A 24,030-nucleotide genomic window follows, 5' to 3' on the forward strand; every position below is an offset into this window, starting at 1 on the left:
AATTTCCGGAACCTTATCAGGGGCTTCTGCGTTTCTGCACACTTCAGCCATCAAACCCGGTCTTCAGGATCACCGGCACGATGATCTCTTCCTCGTCGGTCAAATGGCGGTCCAGCATCCGCGCCATATCGCGCAAGACAACTTCCAAGGCCGCGATATCCGCACCTTTTGATCGCAGCAACGTGTTCGCGCCGTCTGCCACGCCATTGATCGCCCCATCCATCGCGTGGTGATCACGGTCGAGCAGCGCAAAGCCCTGCTCCAACCGGGTGTCGAGCGTCACGAGGCGCGGGAAGTAATGCTGATCCTCGATCTGATGGTGCGCGTGCAACTCGTTCAGCAGCGTGCCACCGTAATGCGACAGCCGCCCACCATATGTCTCGAACCCCACTTGCCGGTCGATCAGGCGCTGCAGGTCTGTCTCCAGCACATCCAGAAGGCGGCGAAACATCAAGTGGCGCTGCAACCAGAACTGGACCATTCCGCCAAAGTTCGGATGTGCCTCCCACGTCTCGCGGGGAAGGTCCTCCAGCAGCACGCGCAACGCGTCGGGCAGGCCGTCGCGACGGCTCAGGTCAAGCGGGTCAATCTCGGCACTCACTAGAAGTCGAAGATATCGCCAAGCATCCCGCCCAGCCCTTCCTTCTTCTTGGGCTTGCGGCCGCGGTCATCATAGCCCCGCTGCGGCGCAGGCGCGACAGAGGCGCTGCGCTCGATGATCTTGTCCAACTCCCCGCGGTCGAGCCAAACGCCGCGGCATGTCGGGCAATAGTCGATTTCGACCCCACTTCGATCGGCCATAACAAGGGTGGTTCCATCGACAGGGCATTGCATTCGCGGCTCTCCGGTTTGGTTGGCGTTGACCCCGTATATGGGCGTGCGGGACCGGTATCACAATGTGCCCGGCAATTAACCGCATAGAAATACGAATCTACAAAGCTGCGTGGCATGACAGTATCTGACTTCGACCCGCTCGCCCTGCGCCACGGCCCTTTAATTTCTGATATCTGGGGACAGATCGCCCACGCCCGCCAAGCGGCCCAAGGCAACCCCGATCAGGCGCAGGCCGCCTTCTGGCGGCGACGGCTACGCCATCTGTCCGGCAAGGTGCGCGCCGCACATCGGCGGGAGATGGCACAATCTGAGCTACCGACTGCGACAATCGATGCCTGGTTCAGCCCCATCATCGAAACCCTGGCCAAGGCCGGATCACATTTCGACGCGGTCCTCGCGCAGCATGCCATTGCCGCTGCGCGACATCTTACAACTGGGCCGGAACTCAGGGCCTAGCGGACCACGTGCACCGCGCATTGGGCGTAGCGCACCACGCGCGCGGCGGTGCCCCCAAGGAAATAGTCCTGAATCCCGGGCTTGTGGGACGACACGATGATGCAGTCATTGCTGTGGGTCTCAGCCCACTCAAGGATCGAACGCGCGGAATGCCCCGTCACGACCATAGCCTCACCGCCCTTGACGCCGGAAGCCATGCTGTTGAGCGTCGCCTTCACATCGGCACGGCTTTTCTCGATGAAGTCCGCGGCAAGATAGCTGGTGGCGTAGCCCGGCAGCTCTTCGATGACATGCAGCAGGGTGATCCGTGCACCATCCTCGCTAATCGCTTCGGCCACTTCCAAAGCAGCGGTTGGGGGGTGTTCGGGATCCAAAACAACCGGAACTAAGATGTTGGTGTACATACGCCTATCTCCTCACTGGGCCAGCAGACTATCGCAGCCAGTGGAGCGCGGCACCTTGATCCAAGTCAAGCAAATGGAACCAAAAAAGCCCACCCCGAGGACCGGGATGGGCGCATCTTCAAGCCGTGAGACCTAGTAGGGATTATCGCATCGCGCCGTGACGTTGATGCGACCTTTGACAGCGGACGGCCAGATGATCTTGACCTCGCCACCGGTCGCGCCCTCTTCCGGATCGCTGTAGCCGGACAGGTACTGCTTGACGTTGTTAGAGTTGCGCAGCGGTCCCACCGGGGTCACATCCGTGACGTTGCGCGCCCGCGCGCCAAACGGCATCCAATCGCTGAAATCGCAATCCCAGGTCTCTTGCGGACTGTCCTCGGTGAAGGACTGTGTCGTGGGGCTGATGGTCCACTGATCGACCGCGTGATAGGTATTGCCGGTCCAGTTCACGTTGCGGAACCGCGTGAAGTTCAGCGTCGCAATACTGTCATCAAGTTTGTCGACCCGCTCGATATTACCGTTGATCGATTTGAACGTGTTGCCGGATACATTCAGCCCGTTGACGAAATGACCCGTGCCGTAGGGCTTGATCACAAGGAACCGGAAGAACGAGGCAGCCCCCATCGAGGTGAAGATGTTGCCGACAATGGAAAGCGAGCCGAAGCTGAACTCGCTCGAAAAATCGGGCTCCGCGTCATGCTCATTCGTCCACTCAATGAAGTTGTTGTCGCAGTAATTGCCATTGATGATGATCTTCGAGTTCGGCTTGGTCAGGATCAGCCCGGCCACGCGTGGCGCATTGCGATTGTCATCGCCGTGGAACCAGTGATTGCCAAGGATCATGTGCCCCGAGCCATTGATCACCGCCCAAGCGCCCATCTTGATGCAGCGGTTATCGCGGATCTTCGCGTCATTGGCGTTGATATTGAACCCGATTGACGTTCGGTCGATGGAGTCCAGCGGCTGCTCGCTGGAGATAAACTGGCAGCGGTCGATCAACATCCCCTGACACGCAAGCCCGATCGAGGTGATGCCCCGATCCTTCGGCTGGTTGAAATAGCAGTCCCGGAAGTGCCAGATCAGGCCCGCAGGCGGCAGCATCACACAGCTCGCCACCCCGTCAGCCTTGATATCCACATCGTCCATGTTGAACTGAGAGATCTTCTCGAAACCGCTGAAATCCAGCAGATACCGGAAGCGCTTGAACGTATAGGTCTGCGTGCCGACCGCATCATAAAGCGGCTGGGTTATTGTCAGCTCCTGCGCGCCGACGTTTTTCGAGGTCACGTAGACCTCCCGTCCGACCCCATTGGCCGTGATCAGTGACCCAACCTCGATATTGGCCACATTCGTGACATTGGTCAGCTTCAGCGGATTACCGATCGAATAGGTCGCAGCCGATGTAGCCTCGCCCGTGGTCCAGGCGCTGTCGTTGATGGCATCGAACTGCCCGTTGCGGATCACCCGGCGCGAGGTAAATGTCGCCACGTCCGGCACAGCGGCCCGCATATCAACCGGCCCGCGCAGGCCAATGGATCGCCCGCACAGATCAAGGCTCTCGTGACTGGATTGCTTCAACAGCGCCTGGAACGCTTTGCGAAACGCAAGCTCTTCATCGCCAAACGCCTTCGCATAGGTGTCAAAGTCAAAGTTCTGTTGCAGCGCCAGATATTTCTCCGTCGGCATCGTCACGGTGCCCTGAAAGCGCACGGGGCTCTCGAAGGTGACGTTATCGGCAAGATAGAACTCACCGTCAGAGATCAGCACCTCCCGCCCGTCCGCCGCGGCGTCGGCGGCCTCGAAGGCGGCGGTGTTGTCGGTTGTGCCATCACCCACTGCGCCAAAATCTTTCACGTCGACCCAGTTCATCATCGAACGCAGGAACGCCGAGGTGATGTCGGTAATCTCGATATCATCGACCCGGACCACGCCACCGTTGGAGCCGGTCAGGTCAATCCCGAAATGCCCGTAGATCGCATCACCGCCCCAGGACAGGTCGACGCCACCGCGCGCGCCGCCACCGACGATGGCCGTGATCTCGACCACCTCACCGTAGCTCGTAAGCGTCGTCTCGGGCCCGGACGTCTGCACCCCCGGCACCGCGCTGCCACCCGCGCGCCCAGCATAGGCCGCGATGCGCACCGTCGGCAGATTGCCCGAAATCGCCTTCACGCGCGCCTTGATCTGCAGATAGCAGCCGGGCAGCAGGGGCGTCTCGCCCATGTAGCGCAGGGTCTGGGTGTTCTCGGTTTTCAGAATCTCGAGGCATCCGCCAAAGTCCTGATCGGCGGGCACATAGGCCGCCGTGGCGAAGCCGTCATAGGTCGGGGTGCCCGGGGTGCCGTCGCCCCGCGACCACATGTCGAGCCCGTTTGCAAATGGGGGCGGGGTCAACACCAGCCCGTCGGTAATCGCCTTGTTCATGGATAGCCCTTTTCAACTTGGTTGGAGCGGGCGTGTCAGGAAAAGGGACGCGCGCAGCCAAGGGGCCAGCGCACGCGCCAAAGGAATGCTCGAATGGGGAGGTGCCGGACACGCCGTCCTGACGGGCGGGGGTCTAGCCGTTCGGGGTTAACGCGGGCTTAAATCGCACCGTACGCTGCCCTCGGATCACGCTCCTACAGGGGGCGCCACGAGATATTGCACACCATCGATCTGCCACCCGGCCTCGGTCTCTAACATGTTGTATTCCAACACATGTGGCGCGCCTTTCTGGTCAATGAACAGCACTTTCTGGAACAGGAACGGGCCTTGCCGCCGCAGCTCCAGAAACTTCACCTCGGACGGGTTCCAGACCATCGGATAGCCGTTCTTGACCATCATCCCGAACCGCTCGGGCGTGCCGAACAGCCGCTTGATGTTGGGGGATGCAAAGGTGAACGCGGTGGCAGCATCCTCGGCGAGGAACGCATCCACCTGACTTTGGATCGTCTGCTCGATCCCGGGAATACGTTCTTGCGCCGCCGCCTGGCTTACAAACAAAGCCGCCACCAAAGCCAAAATCACACGCATGGATCGTCCTCCTCTTTGGCTGCAAACTAGGGGCCAAAGCTGAACAATCAATTCACGCGCGTGTCAGGAGACGAGCTTGCCTGCCAAAGCATCGTCGATCAGCGCGATGGTCTCGTCCACACCGTAAAGCGCGATGAACCCGCCAAAACGCGGTCCTTGGGACGCCCCAAGCAGAACCTCGTACAAGGCCTTGAACCAGTCGCGCAGCGGATCGAACCGCTCCCGCCCGCAAGCAAACACGACCGATTGCAGCGCTTCGGCATCCAAACCACCATCCCACGCCACCAGCTGCGCGCGCAGGTCTTCCAGCGCCTCACGCTCCAGATCGGACGGCAGGCGGAAGGTCTTCGCGGGTTTCACGAAGTCATTGTAATAGGCCACCGCAAACCCCGCCGCCTGATCCAGATCAGGATGCGTCTCAGGCGCGGCCTCTGGCGCGTAGCGCTGGATGAAGCCCCACAGCTGGCCTTTCTCTTCCGCATTCGCGACCGAAGCGAGGTTCAGCAGCATTGAGAACGGCACAACCATGTTAGACGCGGGCACATTATGCCCGTGGATATGGAAGACCGGGTTGTTCGCACGGGCGGCAGTGTCCTGATCGGCATAGGCGCGCAGCTGCTGGTGGTATTCGTCGACTGCCTTGGGGATCACGTCGAAATGCATCCGCTTCGCCGTCTTGGGCTTTTGGTACATGAAGTAGGACAGCGATTCAGACGAGGCATAGGTCAGCCATTCGTCAATCGACACACCATTGCCGGAGGTTTTGGATATCTTGTGACCATCGGCATCAAGAAATAGCTCGTAGGTGAAGTGCTCGGGCTTGCGCCCGCCCAGAATCTCGCAAATGCGATCGTAGATTGGCGTGTTTGTCGAGTGATCCTTACCGTACATCTCGAAATCGACATCCAGCGCGGCCCAGCGCGCGCCAAAGTCCGGCTTCCATTGCAGCTTCACATGACCGCCGGTGACCGGAACGGTGAACTCGCGCCCGTCCTCGTCGTTAAACGTGATCTCGCCCTTCGCCGCATCCACATGCTTCATCGGAACATACAGGACGCGGCCCGTTTCCGGGTGGATCGGCAGGAAGATCGAATAGGTCTCGCGCCGCTCTTCGCGCAGGGATTTCAGCATCACCCGCATGATGTCGTCATAGCGCTCGGCGGCGCGCAGCAGCACGGCATCAAACTGTCCGGAGGCATAGAACTCCGTGGCCGAGATGAACTCGTACTCGAACCCGAACGTGTCGAGGAACCGCCGCAGCATGGCGTTGTTGTGATGGCCAAAGCTCTCAAACTCGCCAAACGGATCCGGCACCTTGGTCAGCGGCAACTGCAGATACTCGCTCAGCGCCTCAGGGTTCGGCACATTGCCCGGCACCTTGCGCATGCCGTCCACGTCGTCGGAAAAGCAGATCAGCCGCGTCGGGATGTCAGAGATCACCTCGAACGCGCGCCGGATCATCGTCGTGCGGGCGACCTCTCCGAACGTGCCGATATGCGGCAGGCCGGACGGGCCATAGCCCGTCTCGAACAGGACATATCCCTTCTCGGGCGGAGCCTTTTCGAACCGTTTCAAAAGCGCGCGGGCCTCGACAAAGGGCCAAGCTTTCGAAGTCATTCCGGCGTCACGCAAATCGGTCATCGGGGGCAAATCCAAACTGTCGCGCGACGCCCCATGCGCCGCAGCAGTGCCGCTACCTATTGTGCGACCCCGGATTGGTCAATATTCTGCAGCTGCGAACACACCCGAATTCACCGAAAGCCCGCGGCAATGACCCAAGAAACGATGCCATTCTCTGCGCAGGACTGCCTGATTGCCTTGATGATGTCGATCTCCATGTCGGACACGAATATCCGCACGGCAGAACTGGTCTCGATCCAGCAGGTTGTCGATCACCTGCCGATCTTTGCGGACTACGATGTCGGGCGGATCAAGGTGGTGGCCCACATCACCGAGCGGCTTCTGGACGAGCAGGACGGGCTAGACGCGCTCTTTGCCGTGATCCGCGAACAGCTGCCCGAAGATCTCTTCGAGACGGGCTATGCGCTGGCGGTCGAGGTCGGTGTGGCAGACAATTTCCTCGGCCAGCCAGAGCTGCGTATGCTCGAGGAAATTCGCTACGAGCTCAATATCGACCGCCTACACGCCGCCGCCATCGAGACCGCGGCCCGCATTCGCCACCGGACTCTGTAGGTTTACCGCGGTGATGGGGGCGCCGGGACCGGTTCACCCTTCAGCAGGGCATCGATCACCGCCTCGAGGTGATCGAATTCCACCGGTTTGCCAAGCGCCGCATTCGCGCCGACACTGCTGGAGATGCGAAACAGATTGGCCTGACCGGGCATCTGGATTCCGCCCGAGATCACCAGCACCGGCAAGTCCCGAAGGTGGGCATGTTCGCCATTGATCATCTGGTTGCGCACACGGCTGATAAGGGCAAGACCGCCGTCATTTATCAGCTTGCCGTCCTGGCGCACGAAGATGTCCGTCACCAGCAGATCAAAGTGCCGCAGCTTGAGAAGCTCCAACGCTTCCATCCCGGTGGTCGCACAAGCAACGTCATGGCCCATGTTTTCCATCGCCGTCGAAAAGAGGAGGGACTGGTCCGTCTCGTCCTCCATGAGCAAAATCGCTGCCATATCTTTTCTTCCATCCGTGGGGGCCAAAGCGTGCCAGGGCGCGCGAATGGCCGATCGCGTACGGTCGGGCTGGATCGTCGCGCCGAGCACGTAACAAAGCCGGAACTGCGGGCTATATCTAATGTCATGGCTTATAGGTCAAGGTAAGCTGACACTGATCTTGCTCCGCTTGCCGGAACCGGGCTAGCGTACAGGCTTATGTGATCGGGATCAAAATACGTGGCAAAGACCGACGACAACTACCTCAAAGCGGAACTCGATCGGCTCATTGCAGAAGACAAGTCGGTCTTCCAATTCCTGCGCAACAGCTCTCTGGACGGCGTCTGGTACTGGGATCTTCAAGACCCCGAGAACGAATGGATGAGCCCGGAGTTCTGGCGTCTCTTCGGCATTGACCCCGAAACCAAAGAGCACAAGACCCACGAGTGGCAGAACCTGATCCACCCCGATGATCTTGCCTTGGCACTCGAGAATTTCGAACGTCATTCCGCGGATCCCGATCACCCCTACGACCAGATTGTCCGCTACAAGCATGTGGACGGCAATTATGTCTGGGTGCGCTGCCGTGGCATGGCCATCCGGGACGAGAATGGCACGCCGATCCGGATGCTTGGCGCGCATAACGACCTGACAGAGCTGATGCGTACGCAGGAAAAGCTCGACGGGGCCAATGCGCGGCTCACCACCGTCCTGGATACGGTGACCGCGGGCATCATCGGGGTCAGCCCGGACAAGCAGGTCCTCGAGATCAACATCGCAGGGCGCCATATGCTCGGCGCCATTTCCGACGAGACGCCTTTTCCATGGCCAGAAGAGATCGTGTTTCTCGAGCCGGAGCACCTGAACACGGTCGACGAGTCCGCCGATCCGGTCAACCGGGCGCTCGCCGGGGAGGTCCTTGTCGGCGAAGTGTGCCAGATGTCGCGCAAATCGTCTGAAAGCGACCGCTACGTGAAAGTATCCAGCCGCCCGATCGAAGATACTCTTTCCCCGATCAAGACGGTGCTCGTGATCGACGATATCTCCGACCTCGAACAGAACAGGCAGCAGATCGAACGCGCCAGCCGTCTTGACGCGCTCGGCCAGCTCACCGGCGGCATCGCCCATGATTTCAACAACCTGTTGGCGACGATCCACTACGCGCTGCAACTGTCGCTGACACCCGAGGTTCCCGAACGCCCCAAGCGCTACCTCGAGACTGCGCTCAGCGCGGTCAAGCGTGGCTCTACGCTGACAAACCGCCTTCTGGCTTTCGCAAAGCGCCAGCCCGGCCTTGCGGCGTCCCGCGCGCTCAAGGAAGTCTTCAACGAGTTTGACGAGCTGATCCGCCCCACCATCGAAGAGACCATCGAGCTGCGGATTCAGGTGCCCGAGACCAAGGATCTGCAGGTCTATTGCGACCTTCACCAGCTTGAGAACGCGATGCTCAATTTGGTGCTGAACTCCCGCGACGCCCTGATGCGCGGCGACACGTCGGACAGGGAGCACAAGATCATCATCTCCGCGCGCCCTGTCGACGAGTTAGAGGTCGACACGATGCGTCGGAGCAACAAGCAGGGCAATTATATCACCCCGGGCATGATCGAAGATCACGCCAGCGATTTCGCACGCAGCGACAACAAGGCGTACCGCTACGTGCAAATCTCCGTCACGGATAACGGCCCCGGCATGTCCGACGAGATCAAGCGCCGCGCGATCGACCCGTTTTTCACCACCAAGCGAAACAACAGCGGCACCGGGCTTGGCCTGTCGATGGTTTATGGCTTCGTGCAGCAATCCGACGGCGAGCTGCGGATTTACTCAGAAGAGGGCCACGGAACGACAGTCTCTCTCCTGTTGCCCCGCGGCACGACCGAGAACACCCGCGAGGCTCCCATGGACCGCCTGCCGCTTGCAACCGGTGGCGGCCGCCGTGTGCTCGTGGTCGAAGATGAGCCAGCCCTGCTCGAGATGATCAAGGAAATGCTGGTCTTGCTGGAATACAATGTGCTGACGGCGCGGTCAGGCCGGGAGGCCCTGAAACTGGCGCAGGACGGCGAAGAGTTTGACCTGCTTCTCACCGACATCGTGATGCCCGGCGGCGTGGGCGGGTTCGATCTGGCCAAGGCGATGCGCAAGGAGCGCCCCGATCTCGCGATCGTCTACATGTCGGGCTACACCGGCTTCACACGTAGCGAGATGGGCAATGTCGAGGCGCCGATGGTGCAAAAACCCTGCCCGCCGAAAAACCTGACCGAAGCCTTTGAGACCGCCTTCAGCCTCGTCGCCAAATCGAAGTGACGCGCTAAGCGGAGCCCTCAGGCCCCGTGCACGACCGCCCACCTGTTGATCAGCTGCCCTTGCAGCTTCTTGGCACGCCCGTTCCACGAACGTGAGCCGCGTGGGTTTTCCTTCTCGGACACTTTCAATGCACGGCGGCGCGGGACATCCGCCATGAACATCGCAAACACCAGCTCCCGCCCGTCCGGCGTGCGCATGTAGCCCGCCAGCGCGCTGACAAAATTGAGCGTCCCGGTCTTCGCCACGACCTTAATGGGGCTGTTTTGCACGACTTTGTTATCATTATCACGGATCGCCACGGGCTTGAGGATAGCACGCAGTTGCCCATTGGGCCCCGCCCCAACCAACGCCCTGCACATCTCCGTCGGGCTGATCTGAGACGCGTCTCCCAGCCCTGAATGATCCACGAACTTGGCCTTCTTGGTGCCGTGACGCGCGCCGAGCCAGCTCGACATCTCCCGCGCCGACGCCCGCAGGTTCCCCTTGCCGCTCGCCTGCATGCCGACGACCTCCGCCGTCAGATTGGTCGAGAAGCGCAGCATATCGCGGGTCACCTTGCGCAGATCAGCGCTGCTGTGCTCCACCAAAACGGTCCCGCGCGGGGTGCTGGTCATTTTCTGCGGGAAAGGCAGCTTGATCCCGTGGGAGCGCGCCACGGTTTGTAACACGTCGCCCGCGTAGATCTCGGGCCTGCGGACCGGCAACCAGCGGCCTCCACCGCGGCCCAGCGCGGCGCGCGCGACGCTCCAATTGTCGCGCCCGCCCTGGCCGGAATAGGTGAAGACCGGGGTCTTCCGGTCCGCCACCGTGGTGCGCGCGAAGCCCACGCCCGGCCGGATTTTGTCGGACCGTCCGTCCATGGTGACGGAATAGCCGTTCGAGGTCCGCTTCCACTCCAGATACACCCGGTTGAAATTCAGGTTCAGACCCGCCACCGCCGGGTTGTAGCCCACGTGGTCCGGCTGGCTTTTGTCGATGCTATCGATCACGCCGACCCCGCCCCAGACCCGCAGCTTGCCACGCACCTCGCGCACGCCCGCCTGCTTCAGCCGCGCGGCCATGTTGAACAGATCGTCGGTCGACAGCGTCGGATCGCCCCCACCCTTCAGCACCAGATCGCCTGCGAGGATGCCATTTTGCACCGGCCCGGTCGCGATCAGCTGGGTCTTGAACCGCTTGCCTGACCCAAGCTTTTCCAGCGCGAACATCGTCGTGATCGCCTTCGCCGTGCTGGCCGGCGGCAGCGAGGAGAGCGGGTTCTTCGCCTCGAGGATTTTGCCCGTGCGCGCATCCGCGACCGCAAACGCCACCTTGCCCCCCAGCTTGGCTTCAGAGATCAGCGCATCGATGCCGCGCGCGGCCAGTTTGGGCGCGTTACCCGGCTTGCGCACAGGCCGCAGCGAGGCCGCCGGCGCATTCGCCCAGGCCGCGCTCGCGGTGCCGTACAGCAGGAAACCCAGAACCGCGCGGCGGCCAAATTTCGTCACGTTCGATCTGCTCATGGGCCTGAGTATTCCCCCAAGCACTTCGCGGTGGCAAGCGCCCATCGGCGCTGTTACGCAAGTGTTATGGACCGCCAGTTGCTCATCGCCTCTGCAATCATGTCGCTGGGCATGTTGCTTATCCCGTTCGGGGACACGGCCGGAAAACTGATGACGTCCGCCGGTATCGCGCCGTTCTTCGTGGCATGGACCCGCTACCTGTTCGGGCTGCTGCTGCTGGCGCCCTTCGCCCTCTCGCCGACCGCCCTGCGCCTGTTGCGTGACCCGCGCATTTGGCTGCGCTCCTTCGTGCAGGTCGTCACGATCGTCACCATCCTGACGGCCTTGCAAACCGAGCCCATCGCCAACGTGTTCGGCGCGTTCTTCCTGGGCCCCATGGTCAGCTACCTGCTGTCGATTTGGCTTTTGAAGGAACAGGGCTCAACCCTGCGCATCATCTTGCTACTGATCGGTCTGGCGGGTGTCTTCCTGGTGGTCAAACCGGGCTTTGGCATGACGCCCGGCCTGGCATGGGCGCTGTTTTCGGGCTGTTGCTACGGCATGTTCCTGACCGCCTCGCGGTGGGTCTCGCCCTTGGGCCGTCCCGTGCATTTGCTTCTGAGCCAGCTTTTGATCGGCGCGCTGCTGCTCACACCGCTGGGCCTGATCTACGTGCCGCCTCTCGACGTTGCGACAGGTGGTTTGGTTATGTGGTCTGCGGCGGCCTCGATGCTGGGGAACTTGTTGTTGGTGTTTGCCTATTCCCGCGCCGCGGCCTCGGTGATGGCACCCTTTGTCTACGTCCAGCTTATCGGCGCGACCGCCTATGGCGTCGTGTTCTTCGGCGCATGGCCAGATGCGGTGTCGGCGCTCGGCCTTGCGGTGATCTTCGCCTCCGGCTTCGCCACACTGTTTCTCAGGACCAGTCGCCCTTCGCCCTGATCGCGCTTGAGGATGTCTCGTTCAGCGGCAGGTTGACGTAGCACCAGCGCGGGGCCTGCCCGCGCGCCAGCAGCTGCGACGCCAGCCCGGGCAGGCGCGCGGCCTCAAAGCGTTGCGCCGCGACGGAGCGTCGCGCCGAAATCCTGTCCCCCGGCCGCGCCAGCACGCCGACCGGCACGCTTTCCATGATGGTCTGCCAGTCTTGCCAGCGATGAAAAGAGGCCAGGTTGTCGGCCCCCATCAGCCAAACAAACCGCACGCCGGGATAGCGCGCAACCAGCGCGCTTAAGGTCTCGGCCGTGTACCGGGTGCCCAGATGCGCCTCCAGATCGGTCACCTCCACCCTCGGGTGGTCCATGACCGTCCGCGCGCGCGCGAGCCTTTGGGCCATTGGCGCAGGGCCGCGGGCCTTCAGAGGGTTTCCGGGCGATACCAGCCACCAGACGCGGTCCAGCCCGAACCGTTTCAGCGCCTCGCGCGTGATATGCGCGTGTCCCTCATGGGCCGGGTCGAACGAGCCGCCCAGCAGCCCGATCACCTGTCCCGGCACGGCCAAGGGCCAGCCCTGTGCCATGTCAGTCCGTTTCCGACGATTTGGCCCAGAGGTTGATATCCTCCTCCGACGAAATCCGGTCGATCTCCGCCAACTCGTCGGCGCTGAACTCCAGATTGGCCACAGCGCCCGCGCAATCCACGATCTGTTCGGGCTTCGACGCCCCGATCAGCGCGGTCGTCGCGCGACCTTCGCGCAGCACCCATGCAATCGCCATCTGCGCCAGCGTCTGCCCGCGCGTCTCGGCCATGTCGTTGAGCGCCCGCACGCTTGCCAGCGAGCGCTCGTTGATCATGCCTTCCAGTAGTGACTTGCCTTGCGTGGCGCGGCTGCCCTCCGGGATGCCACCGAGGTACTTTTTGGTCAAAATCCCCTGCGCCAGCGGTGTGAACGCGATGGAGCCGATGCCCAGGTCATCCAGCGTCCCCCACAGCCCATCATGCTCCGTCCAGCGGTTGAGCAGATTATACGACGGCTGGTGGATCAGGCAGGGCGTTCCCAGCTCCTTCAGGATCGCCGCCGCCTGCCGGGTCTTCTCGGAGTTGTAGGACGAAATCCCCACATAGAGCGCGCGGCCCGACCGCACGATATAGTCCAGCGCGCCCATCGTCTCTTCGAGCGGCGTCTCGGGGTCGAACCGGTGCGAATAGAAAATATCGACGTAGTCAAGCCCCATCCTCTTCAGCGACTGGTCACAGGACGCCACCAGGTATTTGCGACTGCCCATCTCGCCATAAGGCCCCGGCCACATCAGGTAGCCCGCCTTGGAGGAGATGATCAGCTCATCGCGGTATCCGTGGAAATCGTATCGCAGGATCTGCCCAAAGGCCTCCTCCGCGCTGCCCGGCGGTGGGCCGTAATTGTTGGCGAGATCGAAATGGGTGATCCCGTGATCGAACGCCGTCTGGCACATGGCGCGCTTGTTTTCATGCGGGCTGTCACCGCCGAAGTTGTGCCACAGCCCAAGGCTGATCGCGGGTAATTTCAGACCCGACGCGCCGCACCGGCGGTAGGACATGGTCTCGTAACGGTCGGCGGCGGGGGTATAGGGCAAGACGGGAGCTTTCGCTGGGCGTTGAACTTTGGACATGTCGCGCAATTTGCGCGCCTACGGGCGCGGCGTCAAACCGTTGATGGGCGGCGGGATCGGCCGGGGCGCACTTAGACTAAGGGTTCTTCAACTTTTCCCCGATAAGTCTTGTCCTTTCTCATTTGGGGCAAGAGCAATGCCAGTGGCCAATCTCGGCGGCGTCCGCTTCGATCAAATCTACGGCGACAATTCCGGTGGCCCGGAATTCGACACCGATGGCGATGGCACCGCCACGCAGGAAGACGAATTCGTCTCCATCTCGAACGATTCGGGCGGTCCGATGGATATTTCCGGCTGGCAGATCTGGTCGGACGCATCAGGGGTGGGCGCACCGGACCTGCCGCAGGATGGGCTGTATCACACCTTTCCCCCGGGAACAGTTCTCGCGCCCGGCGAGACGCTCTACATCATCAACGAGATCACCGGGCCGGTGCCCAGCTGGGCGCAGGAAGCCTCTGAAGGCGGCGTCGAGTCCGGGGCCGGCGACGAGAGCACCAACTTCCTGTCGGAAGGCTCCCCCGATGACGCGTCCGAATCCGTTGCGCTGGTCGACCCGTCAACCGGCGATTTCATCGTTTTCAACATGTCTCCGATCCCCAGCGACTGGACCAACGAGCCCGGCTTTCCCGGAACAACCCTCGTCGGCGAAGTCGACGGCGCCGCGGTGCAGGAAGACCAGAATGCAGGCAGCTCCTACCGCTACAATTCCACGTCGGAGAGTTACGAATATTCCGCCACCTCTGTGCCTTGCGTGGTGCGGGGGACGCTGATCGTCACGCCCGGCGGCCCGGTCCCGGTCGAGACCCTGCGCCCCGGCGACATGATTGCGACCTTGGATGCGGGCGCGATGCCCGTGCTTTGGATCGGTCATCATCGCGTCGACATAAACGCCCCCGGGCGGCGGCACCTCGCCCCTGTCCGCATCGGCGGTGCCATGCCCGCCCTACTGCTCTCACCCCAGCATCGCCTGCTCACCCGCTCCGGGCATCTCGCGCCCGCCAAGGGCCTGTTGCGCATGCGCGGTGTGCGCCGTGAGCGCGCGGACCGGATCGTCAGCTACTACCACCTGCTGCTTGAACGCCATTGCATCATCTTCGCAAACGGTCTGGCGGTCGAAAGCCTGCTGCTGGGTGGCACCCATCTCGCTTCCTGCAGCATGTCTCTCAAACTCGCCCTAGATCGGCTCAAACTGCGCCCCACGCCTCCGGCCCGGCCCTGCCTTACCGTGGCTGAAACCCGTCGCGCCGCCGAGCGCGATGCGCACTTTCTGGCCCGCCACGATTGCCCTTCCCGCGCGGCTTCGCTAATCCCTAGCTGATCCAAACATGGGGCACAGAAATCATGGCAGCCAATCAATTCGTCTACTTCATGGACGGCGTCTCCAAGCAGTATCCCGGCGGCAAGAAGGTGTTCGAGAACATCCGCCTGAACTTCCTGCCCGGGGTGAAGATCGGCGTTGTGGGTGTGAACGGCACCGGTAAGTCCTCGCTCATGCGCATCATGGCCGGTCAGGACAAGGACTTCACCGGCGAGGCCTGGGCGGCGGAGGGCGCAAAGGTCGGCTACCTGCCCCAGGAGCCCACGCTCGAGGAAAACCTCACCGTGCGCGAGAACGTCATGCTCGGCGTGAAGGAGAAGAAGGACATCCTCGACCGCTACAACGAGCTGGCGATGAACTACTCCGACGAGACGGCCGACGAGATGGCCAAGCTGCAGGACGAGATCGATAGCCAGAACCTGTGGGACCTCGACGCGCAGATCGACGTCGCGATGGAGGCGCTGCGCTGCCCCCCCGATGACGCCATGCCCGAAAACCTGTCGGGCGGCGAGCGCCGCCGCGTGGCGCTCTGCAAGCTGCTGCTCGAGGCCCCCGACATGCTGCTGCTCGACGAGCCGACCAACCACCTCGACGCGGAAACCATCGCGTGGCTGCAGCGCCATCTGATCGAGTACAAAGGCACGATCCTGATCGTCACGCACGACCGCTACTTCCTTGACGACATCACAGGCTGGATCCTCGAGCTCGATCGCGGCCGCGGCATTCCGTATGAGGGCAATTATTCCAGCTGGCTGGAGCAGAAGGCCAAGCGGCTGGAGCGGGAGGCCAAGGAAGACAAGTCCAAGCAGAAGACACTCGAGCGAGAGCTGGAGTGGATGCGCTCCGGCGCGAAGGCCCGTCAGGCCAAGGGCAAGGCCCGGATCAACGCCTATAACGAGCTCGCCAACCAGTCCGAGAAGGAAAAAGTCGGTCGCGCGCAGATCATCATCCCCAACGGCCCGCGCCTCGGCTCGAAGGTGATCGAGGTCGAAGGGCTGACCAAGGCCTATGGCGACAAGCTGCTCGTCGAGGACCTCAGCTTCTCCCTGCCCCCCGGCGGTATTGTTGGCGTGATCGGCCCCAACGGCGCGGGTAAATCAACACTTTTCCGCATGCTCACGGGCCAGGAACAGCCCGATGCTGGCACCGTCAGCTACGGCGACACGGTGCAGCTCAGCTATGTCGACCAGTCCCGTGACAGCCTGAACCCCGACGCCAATGTCTGGGAGGAAATCTCCGACGGGGGCGAGATCATCCAGCTCGGCGACGCCCAGATGAACAGCCGCGCCTACTGTTCGTCCTTCAACTTCAAGGGCGGCGATCAGCAAAAAAAGGTCGGCTCGCTCTCAGGCGGCGAGCGCAACCGTGTGCATATGGCCAAGCTGTTGAAATCCGGCGGCAACGTGCTGCTGCTCGACGAGCCGACCAACGACCTCGACGTCGAAACCCTGCGCGCGCTGGAAGACGCTATCGAGAATTTCGCGGGCTGCGCCGTGGTCATCAGCCACGACCGCTTTTTCCTTGACCGCCTCTGCACCCACATCCTCGCCTTCGAGGGCGAGGCCCATGTCGAGTGGTTCGAGGGCAACTTCGAGGCCTATGAAGAAGACAAAATTCGGCGACTCGGACCGGATGCGGTCGAGCCGACCCGGGTGAAGTACAAGAAATTCACGCGGTAGGATGGGTGATCTCACCCATCCTACTTCGGCTCGCCAAACTCACCTTCCACCTGCAAATGAGTGAGCTCGGGATCTGCGCGACCCCTTCGGATATCGCGATGTATTGAAGAATAGGGCCATTCGGCTGCACGGGCGACAAGCCCGTGTCGCACCGGATTTTGCCAGCAGTATTCGAGGTGCGTTTCGAAATCCCTTTCGTCACGGATGCAATGCTCCCAGAAGCGCCTTTGCCAGATGCCGCGCTCGACTTTTCGACGCTTGGACGCCGATAGGTAAGGTGGGTGCTCTGCACCCATAGTCGCCAAGACACTGCGCGTGAACCGCGTCTTCAGGAGCCGCCACCGGGTCGAGTAATCCCAGTCGTCTTGAGGCATGGTCCACATCGCATGAAGATGGTCGGGCAAAACGACAAAGGCGTCACACCGAAACGGTCGCTCAGCCCGCGTCACTGCGTAGGCTCGGCGCAATGCGTCGACATGGGCCACCAGATTGTTCGAGCCGCGGGCGGCCAAGGCAACGGTGAAAAAATAGGTGCGCCCGGGACGTTTTATCCGTCTGTAACTGGTCATATCGTCAGACATGCTTCGAAGCGGGTTAAGCAGGGGTGAATCGCCCATCCTACCTCTGCGTCACTCCTCCTCCCTCGCCCCCGGCGGAATATCCCCCGGCCGCGCCTTGTTGAGCCCGTGCATCTGCTCCAGAAACTCCAGTGCGGAATGATCCTGCTTCAGCGCGTCCGCGATCTTCATATGCGCATATGTCGCCAGGATCCGGTTGATCCGCGCCTGATAGCCATGGCCCATCGCGCGGTAGAAATTGGCCACTAACTTGTCGAGCCGCAACGTGATCTTCTTCTTCGGCTCCTGCACATCCAGATCATGTTCCAGCCGGTGCCAGGCCTGTGGGACAACGTCGCGCATGTTGAGGCTGATCTCGTCCTCCCATTTGGCCAGCCACATGTAGTAGCTCATCTTCTGTCGTGCGAGCCGCTGGCGTTTGGTCATGGGCGGTTTTCTGGTGGTCATGGCACCCCTCTGGCGTAACTGCGCGGCGGGGTGTGCCACGACATTGGTTAACATCGCGACAAGGCAGCGTACGCAGGGTCCGACGGATGTCCGACGCAAAGCCGACAGCGATCCGACAGCAAATTTGGAACCCATTCGCGCCCCAATCCGTTGTGTGAACAATGGCGGCCCAGACAGGGCCACACACAATGAGAAGGAGAAATATCATGCTCGGTTGGGCACTTACGTTCCTGGTCATCGCACTTATCGCGGCGCTTTTCGGCTTCGGCGGCATCGCCGGCGCCTCCGCAGGGATCGCACAAATCCTGTTCGTCGTCTTCCTGGTGCTGTTCGTCGTCTCGATGATCGCCCGCGCCGTCCGCGGCAAATCAGTAAGCTAAACGCTTAAATCTGAATTCGAAAAATGCCGCTCCATCCGCATGATGGGGCGGCCTTTTTGCGTCTTTGAACCGACATCGCTGACCTTGACCCAAATCAATGTATGCTTGGGACCCTTCGCGTATTCCAATCGCATCACAACGTCAGAGGTCCCAATGTCTCATACGCCCCACGAACTCGCCGAAGAATTCCCCGACAAGATCGAGAAAATGCATGCGCTTAAAGAAAGCGACGCGCATTTCAAGCGGCTGTTTGACGACTATCACGAGGTCAACCGCGCCGTTCATCGCGCGGAAACAAATGTGGAGCCGTGCGACGAGAGCCACGAGACGCAGCTACGCCGCCAGCGCATGTCTCTGAAAGATCAGATCGCCGCGATGTTGTGACCAGGATGTGCGCCTAGAGGGCGACGCGCCAGAACAGCAATACCGGTGCGATCATCGCAAACCAGATGCAGAACCATTTGGCCGCGAAGGAGATTTTGCCGAACACCCCGTCGCCCAGCGACCCTTCGCCATACGCCATGGCGCCGCCGATCACCGCATAGCCGGCGGCTGCGCGTTTGCGTTCTGTCGCGTCGATGGACGCGAGGGCGGTTTTGGTTTTTTCGGACATCTTGGATACTTCCATTTCCGCTTTGCGGTCTTCCAGGCTCGACATGCGATACTCCAATTAATCTTTGACTCAGAGATGGAGCGCGCGGGGCAAAAGCCAAGGCCCTGCGACAGTCTTTCCCGGCTGAACCGGCAATTACTTGCCCGCGTCCCTTGGCGCATTGGCACTGTCTCGCTCTTGGCCTAAAAGCAGCGCCATGTCTGACTTCGATCTCATAGTCGTAGGCTCTGGCCCGGCAGGCTCCGCCGCCGCAGTGACCGCGCGCAAAGCGGGTCTGCGTGTGGCCCTCGTCGACAAGGCCACCTTTCCGCGGGACAAGCTATGCGGCGGGCTTTTCACCGGCCGCTCCGAGAAGGCGATGCGCGCAATCTTTGGGCGTGACGTGACCCACGATCTCTTTCTGACGTCCGACCACATGCGCTTTCTCGCCAAGGGTCGGGTCCTCGCTGATATCCCCAACGCGCCACCGGTTCATCTGACCATGCGCCGCGATTTCGACGCGGTGCTGCACGCGGATGCGCTTGCAGCGGGCGCGGTGCTCTATCTCGGGGAGCCCATCACCGACATGGGCGAGAACAGCCTGACGCTGCGGGATGGAACTGAACTGACGTTCAAAACCCTGATCGGCGCAGACGGAGTGAATTCCTTCGTCGCCCGCACGCTGTTTGGCCGCCCCTTCGATCCAGAGACTATCGGCTTCGGCCTAGAGATCGAGACGCCATTGACCGAGTCCCGCGATAACGCCGTTGAAGTCGATTTCGACGCCGCGCGATGGGGTTATGGCTGGGCATTTCCAAAACGCAAGACGGTGACGGTCGGCGTGGGCGGGATCAACTCCGAGAATGCGGATATGAAGGCCAATATGGCCGCCTATGTCAGCCAGACCGAGAGCGACGAGAGCCTGAAATACAAGGGCCAGTACCTGCCCTTCGGCGACTACAAGCGAAAGCCCGGAAGAGACCACATCCTGCTGGCAGGCGATGCGGCGGGGCTTGTCGATCCCATCACAGGCGAAGGAATCGCGCTTGCGATGGAAAGCGGTGATTACGCCGCGCGGGCCGTCGTGGATGCCTTGGCGGACGGCGCGCCAGAGACGGCGCTGCGCCGGTATCTGTCGGCGGTCAAACCTATCCACCGCTCGCTGGATCAGGCGCGGCTTTGGCGGATGATCATGTTTCCGAAAGCGACCGAAGGCTACTTCAAAAAGGCCTTCGAGCGCGGCTCATCGCTACAGATGAAATACCTCGAATTGCTCGCGGGCGAGGCTGATTATCACGATCTGAGATGGGCCCTGATGCAGCGTCTCCCGAAGCTTGCCTGGCGCTTGCTCAAGCATCGCCTCGGGATGAGCGGTCCGGCCTAGTCTTCGAGAACGAAGGTCACCTTCAAGATCACGCGGTATTCGTTGATCTTGCCGTCCTTGACGGTGCATTTCATGTCCTGAACCCAGGCGCCCTCGACGTTCTTCAATGTCTTCGAGGCCCGATCGACCCCGTTCTCGATTGCGTCCTCGAAGCTCTTTTTAGACGAGGAAATGATCTCTGTGACGCGTGCGACTGACATGGTGGTCTCCCTTGGGTTGAAAGGAGGCCAGACTACGCCAATCTGTGTATAAAGCAAACTTGCGCTCAGCAGAAAAACGCCGTCCTATGCGCCCATGAACGACCCTTATTTCTTTGGCTACGGCTCGCTGGTCAACACCGCGACCCACATCTACGACAACGCCCACCCGGCCAAGGTGAAGGGCTGGCGTCGGGTCTGGAAACACACCCATTTGCGCGATTTGGCTTTCCTGTCGGTAGAGCCATGCGACAGCACTCAAATTGAAGGTCTGATCGCCAAAGTCCCTGGCGCCAACTGGAACGCGCTGGACGAGCGAGAAACCGGCTATGTCCGCGCGCCCCTGGCTGGTGAAGAGATTGAGCATCCGGCAGGCCCCTTACCCGTCGAGATGTACAGGGTCGCGGCCCACAGCAATAGGGTCGCCGCAAAACCGCTTCTGCTCAGCTATATTGACGTGGTGGTGCAGGGGTTCCTGCGCACCTATGGCGAAGATGGGGTTCAGCGCTTCTTCGACACAACCCATGGCTGGCACGCGCCGATCATGAACGATCGCGCCAACCCGAAATATCCCCGCGCGCAGAAACTCACCGCTGACGAAACTTCGCTCGTCGATCAGCACCTGATGCGGGTGACCCGGGACTAGCTGACCGTCAGCGTCGCGGCGACCGCCTTTTTCCACGCGCCGTATTTCCGGGCTCGTGTGTCTTCGTCCATCGACGGCTCAAAGCGGCGCTCCAGCGCCCAGGATTTCGCAAAGCCGTCCATGTCGGGGTAAATCCCGGCGCGCGAGCCTGCGAGCCACGCGGCACCAAGCGCCGTCGTCTCCAGCACTTCGGGGCGGTCCACCTGCGCGCCGATGATGTCGCTGAGGAACTGCATCGCCCAATCGCTGGCGGTCATCCCGCCGTCGACGCGCAGGACGTTCTCGCCATTACCGGACCAGTCGGCCTGCATCGCCTCCAGAAGATCACGAGTCTGATATCCGACGCTTTCCAGCGCTGCTTTCGCAAGTTCTGCAGGACCCGAGTTTCGGGTCAGCCCGAACACTGCGCCCCGGCAATCTGCGTCCCAATAGGGCGCACCGAGGCCGGTGAAGGCCGGTACCATGATTACGTCCTGGCCGGGGTCAGCCTTGTCCGCCAAAGGCTGCGTCTCGGATGCCTCGCGGATGATCTTCAACCCGTCGCGTAGCCATTGCACAACTGCGCCTGCGATGAAAATCGAGCCTTCCAAGGCGTAGGTCGGCTTGCCGTCGAATTGGTAAGCAATCGTCGTCAGCAAGCGGTTTTCCGACGTCACCGGCGTCTCGCCCGTGTTCAAAAGTGCGAAGCATCCCGTGCCGTAGGTCGATTTCAACATGCCCGGCTGGAAACAGGCCTGACCAACGGTCGCCGCCTGTTGGTCGCCCGCCACGCCAAGGATCGGTATCTCGCGCCCGAACAGATCGGCGCGCGCCATGCCGAAATCATCGGCGCAATTCTTGACCTCGGGCAGCATCGACATGGGGATGCCGAACATCTCGCAAATGGTCGTGCTCCAGCGGCCCTTGCGGATATCATAAAGCAACGTACGCGCTGCGTTCGTTGCGTCAGTCACATGGGCCGCACCACCGGTCAGCTTCCAGATGAGATACGTGTCGACCGTGCCAAACAGCAGCTCGCCCGCTTCCGCGCGGGCACGCACGCCATCGACGTTTTCCAAGATCCAGCGCAGCTTGGTGCCCGAGAAATACGGGTCCAGCAGCAGGCCGGTGCGGTCGGTGAACATCGGTTCATGACCCGCCTCACGCATCTCGCGGCAGAAGTCAGAGGTCCGGCGATCCTGCCAAACAATGGCATTGTAGACCGGCTGGCCGGTCGATTTGTCCCAGACGACAGTCGTCTCGCGCTGGTTGGTGATGCCGATGGCCGCGATGTCGTCAGCGCTGAGCCCCGCCCTCTCGATCGCTGCGCGACAGGTCCCTGCGGTGGTGGACCACAGATCCGCCGGGTCATGTTCGACCCAGCCCGATTGCGGAAAATGCTGCGGGAACTCCTCTTGCGCGGAGGCTTTGATTTTCATGTCCCCGTCGAACAGGATCGCGCGGCTCGAGGTGGTGCCCTGATCGATGGCAAGAATATGGGTCATGGTCGCTCCTCCCTAAAGCGGCGTGGTTCTATGCGGCGGCGGCCGTCTGCGCGGTCATCCAGTCATCGAGCTTTTGTATCTCGGCCTCGCTCATCCGTAAGCCCAGCTTCGAGCGACGCCAAACGACATCTTCGGCGCGGCGCGCATATTCGTTTTCCATCAGCCACGTGATCTCACGCGCGGTGAGGGTCGCGCCGAAGCTTTCCCCCAGCTCTTCAGGCTTGCGGGCGGTGCCCAGGATCAACCGCGCCTCGGTGCCATAGGCGCGGATCAGCCGTTTGGCCCAGAAATCATCCAGGAAGCCGAAATCCCGTTTCAGCTCCGCAATCAGCTTGTCGACATCAGCGACCTTGAAATCGCCCCCGGGCATCGCGACACCGGCCGTCCATCCCTCTTTCGATTTCCCGAAGAAAGGCACGATCTTTTCCAACGCGTGTTCGGCCAGCTTGCGGTAGGTCGTGATCTTTCCGCCAAAGACGTTGAGCATCGGCGCGCCGCCATCCTCGTTCAGGCTCAGCACATAGTCACGGGTCGCAGCGGTCGCGGATTTGGCCCCGTCATCGTAAAGCGGGCGTACGCCGGAATAGGTCCAGACGACATCATCCTTGGTGATGTCATACTTGAAGTAGCCGTTGGCAAACTTGATCAGGTAGTCGCGCTCTTCATCGGTGCAGACGGGCTTCACAGACGGGTCGGAATGCTCGGCATCCGTCGTGCCGATCAGGGTGAAATCCGTCTCGTAGGGAATGGCGAAGATGATGCGTCCGTCCTCGCCCTGGAAAAAATAGCACTTGTCGTGATCGAACAGGCGCTTGGTCACGATGTGGCTGCCGCGCACAAGGCGAATGCCTTCGGTCGAGTTGATGCGGGCCTTCTGCCGGATCACATCCTCGACCCACGGCCCGCCTGCGTTGACCAGCATCTTGGCGTGCTGCTCCCACGTCTTGCCATCCGCTTCCAGCGTGATCACCCAGTGATCGTCAACACGTTCCGCCTTGGTCACCTTGGTGCGCGTCATGATCTTGGCCCCACGCGCCTCGGCGTCGCGGGCGTTGAGCACCACGAGGCGCGAGTCCTCGATCCAGCAATCGGAATATTCATAGGCGAATTTGAAGCGATCCTCGATCCCTTCGCCTTCGGGCGCACTGGTCAGGTCGACGGTTTTGGTGCCGGGCAAAATCTCCCGCCCACCGAGATTGTCATACATGAACAGGCCCAGCCGGATCAGCCACGCCGGGCGGCGGCCTTTCATCCAGGGCATCACTGTGTTCAGCAGCTTGGATGTGGGCGTCGTGCCTTCGAACCGCATGTCCTTGTGGTAGGGCAGCACGAAGCGCATGGGCCAGCTGATATGCGGCATCGCCTTCAGCAGCGTCTCGCGTTCGATCAGGGACTCGCGGACGAGGCGCACCTCGAAATACTCAAGATACCGCAACCCGCCGTGGAACAGCTTGGTCGACGCGCTGGAGGTGGCGGAGGCCAGGTCGTTCATCTCGGCCAGGGCGACGGACAGGCCCCGCCCAGCGGCATCGCGCGCGATCCCGCAGCCGTTGATCCCGCCCCCGATCACGAACAGATCGACCATCTCGTCCTGCGCCATATCCTGCGACTCCTCTTGCGTGTGCATGCGCCCT

The 24,030-nt window shown here is 61.5% G+C and carries 26 protein-coding genes; 10 read left to right on the forward strand and 16 right to left on the reverse strand.

What is annotated here, in order from left to right:
• Window positions 1-43 precede the first annotated feature (43 nt).
• Together C8N43_RS17850 and C8N43_RS17855 are read right to left on the reverse strand one after the other, a co-directional pair.
• Window positions 44-601, reverse strand: a complete 558-nt coding sequence (locus tag C8N43_RS17850) for a hemerythrin domain-containing protein (RefSeq protein ID WP_245913076.1) — start codon at window positions 599-601, stop codon at window positions 44-46.
• Complete coding sequence (locus tag C8N43_RS17855; RefSeq protein WP_107847086.1) at window positions 601-834, reverse strand: TFIIB-type zinc ribbon-containing protein; 234 nt, start codon at window positions 832-834, stop codon at window positions 601-603. Before C8N43_RS17855 ends, C8N43_RS17850 begins: the two co-directional genes overlap by 1 nt.
• 114 nt (window positions 835-948) lie before the next feature.
• Here C8N43_RS17855 and C8N43_RS17860 point away from each other — a divergent pair, with 114 nt between their 5' ends.
• Window positions 949-1,290 (forward strand): hypothetical protein, encoded by a 342-nt coding sequence (locus C8N43_RS17860; protein ID WP_107847087.1) that lies wholly within the window; start codon window positions 949-951, stop codon window positions 1,288-1,290.
• Here C8N43_RS17860 and C8N43_RS17865 read toward each other — a convergent pair.
• From C8N43_RS17865 to C8N43_RS17880, 4 genes are all read right to left on the reverse strand, one after another.
• Entirely contained in the window at window positions 1,287-1,694 is a 408-nt protein-coding gene (locus C8N43_RS17865) for a universal stress protein (protein WP_107847088.1), read from the reverse strand. The two genes, C8N43_RS17860 and C8N43_RS17865, sit on opposite strands and share 4 nt — an antisense overlap.
• Before the next feature lie 132 nt (window positions 1,695-1,826).
• Complete coding sequence (locus tag C8N43_RS17870) at window positions 1,827-4,118, reverse strand: glycosyl hydrolase family 28-related protein (RefSeq protein WP_107847089.1); 2,292 nt, start codon at window positions 4,116-4,118, stop codon at window positions 1,827-1,829.
• Between the two features lie 186 nt (window positions 4,119-4,304).
• Window positions 4,305-4,706 (reverse strand): DUF4864 domain-containing protein, encoded by a 402-nt coding sequence (locus C8N43_RS17875; protein WP_107847090.1) that lies wholly within the window; start codon window positions 4,704-4,706, stop codon window positions 4,305-4,307.
• Between the two features lie 63 nt (window positions 4,707-4,769).
• Window positions 4,770-6,347, reverse strand: a complete 1,578-nt coding sequence (locus tag C8N43_RS17880) for a lysine--tRNA ligase (protein ID WP_107847091.1) — start codon at window positions 6,345-6,347, stop codon at window positions 4,770-4,772.
• 129 nt (window positions 6,348-6,476) lie between these two features.
• Here C8N43_RS17880 and C8N43_RS17885 point away from each other — a divergent pair, with 129 nt between their 5' ends.
• Window positions 6,477-6,899, forward strand: coding sequence for a tellurite resistance TerB family protein (locus tag C8N43_RS17885; protein ID WP_107847092.1), 423 nt, complete (start codon window positions 6,477-6,479; stop codon window positions 6,897-6,899).
• 2 nt (window positions 6,900-6,901) lie between these two features.
• Here C8N43_RS17885 and C8N43_RS17890 read toward each other — a convergent pair whose 3' ends face one another.
• Window positions 6,902-7,345, reverse strand: a complete 444-nt coding sequence (locus C8N43_RS17890; protein ID WP_107847093.1) for a response regulator — start codon at window positions 7,343-7,345, stop codon at window positions 6,902-6,904.
• Window positions 7,346-7,564: 219 nt separating this feature from the next.
• Between C8N43_RS17890 and C8N43_RS17895 the strand changes: the two genes are divergently transcribed.
• Window positions 7,565-9,625, forward strand: a complete 2,061-nt coding sequence (locus C8N43_RS17895) for a PAS domain-containing hybrid sensor histidine kinase/response regulator (RefSeq protein WP_107847094.1) — start codon at window positions 7,565-7,567, stop codon at window positions 9,623-9,625.
• 17 nt (window positions 9,626-9,642) lie between these two features.
• Here C8N43_RS17895 and dacB read toward each other — a convergent pair whose 3' ends face one another.
• Complete coding sequence (gene dacB, locus C8N43_RS17900) at window positions 9,643-11,127, reverse strand: D-alanyl-D-alanine carboxypeptidase/D-alanyl-D-alanine endopeptidase (RefSeq protein ID WP_107847095.1); 1,485 nt, start codon at window positions 11,125-11,127, stop codon at window positions 9,643-9,645.
• A 66-nt stretch (window positions 11,128-11,193) separates the two neighbouring features.
• Here dacB and C8N43_RS17905 point away from each other — a divergent pair, with 66 nt between their 5' ends.
• Window positions 11,194-12,048: a DMT family transporter gene (locus C8N43_RS17905; RefSeq protein ID WP_107847096.1), complete on the forward strand. Its 855-nt coding sequence runs from the start codon at window positions 11,194-11,196 to the stop codon at window positions 12,046-12,048.
• Here the strand turns inward: C8N43_RS17905 and C8N43_RS17910 are convergent.
• Together C8N43_RS17910 and mgrA are read right to left on the reverse strand one after the other, a co-directional pair.
• Entirely contained in the window at window positions 12,023-12,622 is a 600-nt protein-coding gene (locus C8N43_RS17910) for a nicotinate-nucleotide adenylyltransferase (RefSeq protein ID WP_107847097.1), read from the reverse strand. The genes C8N43_RS17905 and C8N43_RS17910 overlap by 26 nt on opposite strands.
• 1 nt (window position 12,623) lies before the next feature.
• Window positions 12,624-13,655 (reverse strand): L-glyceraldehyde 3-phosphate reductase, encoded by a 1,032-nt coding sequence (gene mgrA / locus C8N43_RS17915; protein ID WP_107847098.1) that lies wholly within the window; start codon window positions 13,653-13,655, stop codon window positions 12,624-12,626.
• Window positions 13,656-13,833: 178 nt separating this feature from the next.
• Between mgrA and C8N43_RS17920 the strand changes: the two genes are divergently transcribed.
• Entirely contained in the window at window positions 13,834-15,009 is a 1,176-nt protein-coding gene (locus C8N43_RS17920) for a Hint domain-containing protein (protein WP_158270014.1), read from the forward strand.
• 23 nt (window positions 15,010-15,032) lie between these two features.
• Window positions 15,033-16,688 carry an energy-dependent translational throttle protein EttA gene (gene ettA / locus C8N43_RS17925; RefSeq protein WP_107847100.1) on the forward strand — a complete coding sequence of 552 codons (1,656 nt, stop codon included), beginning with the start codon at window positions 15,033-15,035 and terminating at the stop codon, window positions 16,686-16,688.
• A 20-nt stretch (window positions 16,689-16,708) separates the two neighbouring features.
• Here the strand turns inward: ettA and C8N43_RS17930 are convergent, their stop codons facing one another.
• Both C8N43_RS17930 and C8N43_RS17935 read right to left on the reverse strand, forming a co-directional pair.
• Window positions 16,709-17,257, reverse strand: a complete 549-nt coding sequence (locus tag C8N43_RS17930; RefSeq protein ID WP_107847372.1) for an REP-associated tyrosine transposase — start codon at window positions 17,255-17,257, stop codon at window positions 16,709-16,711.
• 60 nt (window positions 17,258-17,317) lie between these two features.
• The gene (locus C8N43_RS17935) at window positions 17,318-17,692 is read right to left on the reverse strand and encodes a BrnA antitoxin family protein (RefSeq protein ID WP_245913077.1); all 375 of its coding nucleotides are present in this window, start codon (window positions 17,690-17,692) and stop codon (window positions 17,318-17,320) included.
• 227 nt (window positions 17,693-17,919) lie between these two features.
• On the opposite strand from C8N43_RS17935, the gene C8N43_RS17940 reads away from it, so the two are divergent.
• Complete coding sequence (locus C8N43_RS17940) at window positions 17,920-18,093, forward strand: DUF1328 domain-containing protein (protein ID WP_107847102.1); 174 nt, start codon at window positions 17,920-17,922, stop codon at window positions 18,091-18,093.
• 153 nt (window positions 18,094-18,246) lie between these two features.
• Window positions 18,247-18,477: an HP1242/YdcH family protein gene (locus C8N43_RS17945; protein WP_107847374.1), complete on the forward strand. Its 231-nt coding sequence runs from the start codon at window positions 18,247-18,249 to the stop codon at window positions 18,475-18,477.
• A gap of 13 nt (window positions 18,478-18,490) precedes the next feature.
• Here the strand turns inward: C8N43_RS17945 and C8N43_RS17950 are convergent, their stop codons facing one another.
• Complete coding sequence (locus tag C8N43_RS17950; RefSeq protein ID WP_107847103.1) at window positions 18,491-18,751, reverse strand: hypothetical protein; 261 nt, start codon at window positions 18,749-18,751, stop codon at window positions 18,491-18,493.
• Window positions 18,752-18,902: 151 nt separating this feature from the next.
• On the opposite strand from C8N43_RS17950, the gene C8N43_RS17955 reads away from it, so the two are divergent.
• Window positions 18,903-20,069, forward strand: a complete 1,167-nt coding sequence (locus C8N43_RS17955; protein ID WP_107847104.1) for a geranylgeranyl reductase family protein — start codon at window positions 18,903-18,905, stop codon at window positions 20,067-20,069.
• On the opposite strand, the gene C8N43_RS17960 is transcribed toward C8N43_RS17955, so the two are convergent.
• Complete coding sequence (locus C8N43_RS17960; protein ID WP_107847105.1) at window positions 20,066-20,269, reverse strand: dodecin family protein; 204 nt, start codon at window positions 20,267-20,269, stop codon at window positions 20,066-20,068. The genes C8N43_RS17955 and C8N43_RS17960 overlap by 4 nt on opposite strands.
• A gap of 94 nt (window positions 20,270-20,363) precedes the next feature.
• Between C8N43_RS17960 and C8N43_RS17965 the strand changes: the two genes are divergently transcribed.
• Entirely contained in the window at window positions 20,364-20,912 is a 549-nt protein-coding gene (locus C8N43_RS17965) for a gamma-glutamylcyclotransferase family protein (protein ID WP_107847106.1), read from the forward strand.
• Here the strand turns inward: C8N43_RS17965 and glpK are convergent.
• Complete coding sequence (gene glpK, locus C8N43_RS17970) at window positions 20,909-22,396, reverse strand: glycerol kinase GlpK (RefSeq protein ID WP_107847107.1); 1,488 nt, start codon at window positions 22,394-22,396, stop codon at window positions 20,909-20,911. The genes C8N43_RS17965 and glpK overlap by 4 nt on opposite strands.
• 28 nt (window positions 22,397-22,424) lie before the next feature.
• A complete protein-coding gene (gene glpD / locus C8N43_RS17975) occupies window positions 22,425-24,023 on the reverse strand; it encodes a glycerol-3-phosphate dehydrogenase (protein WP_245913078.1) in 1,599 nt (532 codons plus the stop codon).
• Window positions 24,024-24,030: the final 7 nt, after the last annotated feature.

Source organism: Litoreibacter ponti, assembly GCF_003054285.1.
GTDB classification, from domain to species: domain Bacteria; phylum Pseudomonadota; class Alphaproteobacteria; order Rhodobacterales; family Rhodobacteraceae; genus Litoreibacter; species Litoreibacter ponti.

Excerpts from the sequence above, each read along its gene's own strand:
- C8N43_RS17935 (WP_245913077.1), bottom strand. The coding sequence starts at position 17,692 with ATGACCAAACGCCAGCGGCTCGCACGACAGAAGATGAGCTACTACATG.
- C8N43_RS17965 (WP_107847106.1), top strand. The coding sequence starts at position 20,364 with ATGAACGACCCTTATTTCTTTGGCTACGGCTCGCTGGTCAACACCGCG.
- ettA (WP_107847100.1), top strand. The coding sequence starts at position 15,033 with ATGGCAGCCAATCAATTCGTCTACTTCATGGACGGCGTCTCCAAGCAG.
- glpK (WP_107847107.1), bottom strand. The coding sequence starts at position 22,396 with ATGACCCATATTCTTGCCATCGATCAGGGCACCACCTCGAGCCGCGCG.
- C8N43_RS17890 (WP_107847093.1), bottom strand. The coding sequence starts at position 7,345 with ATGGCAGCGATTTTGCTCATGGAGGACGAGACGGACCAGTCCCTCCTC.
- C8N43_RS17945 (WP_107847374.1), top strand. The coding sequence starts at position 18,247 with ATGTCTCATACGCCCCACGAACTCGCCGAAGAATTCCCCGACAAGATC.
- dacB (WP_107847095.1), bottom strand. The coding sequence starts at position 11,127 with ATGAGCAGATCGAACGTGACGAAATTTGGCCGCCGCGCGGTTCTGGGT.
- glpD (WP_245913078.1), bottom strand. The coding sequence starts at position 24,023 with ATGCACACGCAAGAGGAGTCGCAGGATATGGCGCAGGACGAGATGGTC.
- C8N43_RS17950 (WP_107847103.1), bottom strand. The coding sequence starts at position 18,751 with ATGTCGAGCCTGGAAGACCGCAAAGCGGAAATGGAAGTATCCAAGATG.
- C8N43_RS17875 (WP_107847090.1), bottom strand. The coding sequence starts at position 4,706 with ATGCGTGTGATTTTGGCTTTGGTGGCGGCTTTGTTTGTAAGCCAGGCG.
- C8N43_RS17905 (WP_107847096.1), top strand. The coding sequence starts at position 11,194 with ATGGACCGCCAGTTGCTCATCGCCTCTGCAATCATGTCGCTGGGCATG.
- C8N43_RS17860 (WP_107847087.1), top strand. The coding sequence starts at position 949 with ATGACAGTATCTGACTTCGACCCGCTCGCCCTGCGCCACGGCCCTTTA.
- C8N43_RS17865 (WP_107847088.1), bottom strand. The coding sequence starts at position 1,694 with ATGTACACCAACATCTTAGTTCCGGTTGTTTTGGATCCCGAACACCCC.
- C8N43_RS17855 (WP_107847086.1), bottom strand. The coding sequence starts at position 834 with ATGCAATGCCCTGTCGATGGAACCACCCTTGTTATGGCCGATCGAAGT.
- C8N43_RS17930 (WP_107847372.1), bottom strand. The coding sequence starts at position 17,257 with ATGACCAGTTACAGACGGATAAAACGTCCCGGGCGCACCTATTTTTTC.
- C8N43_RS17870 (WP_107847089.1), bottom strand. The coding sequence starts at position 4,118 with ATGAACAAGGCGATTACCGACGGGCTGGTGTTGACCCCGCCCCCATTT.
- C8N43_RS17910 (WP_107847097.1), bottom strand. The coding sequence starts at position 12,622 with ATGGCACAGGGCTGGCCCTTGGCCGTGCCGGGACAGGTGATCGGGCTG.
- C8N43_RS17885 (WP_107847092.1), top strand. The coding sequence starts at position 6,477 with ATGACCCAAGAAACGATGCCATTCTCTGCGCAGGACTGCCTGATTGCC.
- C8N43_RS17955 (WP_107847104.1), top strand. The coding sequence starts at position 18,903 with ATGTCTGACTTCGATCTCATAGTCGTAGGCTCTGGCCCGGCAGGCTCC.
- C8N43_RS17880 (WP_107847091.1), bottom strand. The coding sequence starts at position 6,347 with ATGACCGATTTGCGTGACGCCGGAATGACTTCGAAAGCTTGGCCCTTT.
- C8N43_RS17940 (WP_107847102.1), top strand. The coding sequence starts at position 17,920 with ATGCTCGGTTGGGCACTTACGTTCCTGGTCATCGCACTTATCGCGGCG.
- C8N43_RS17960 (WP_107847105.1), bottom strand. The coding sequence starts at position 20,269 with ATGTCAGTCGCACGCGTCACAGAGATCATTTCCTCGTCTAAAAAGAGC.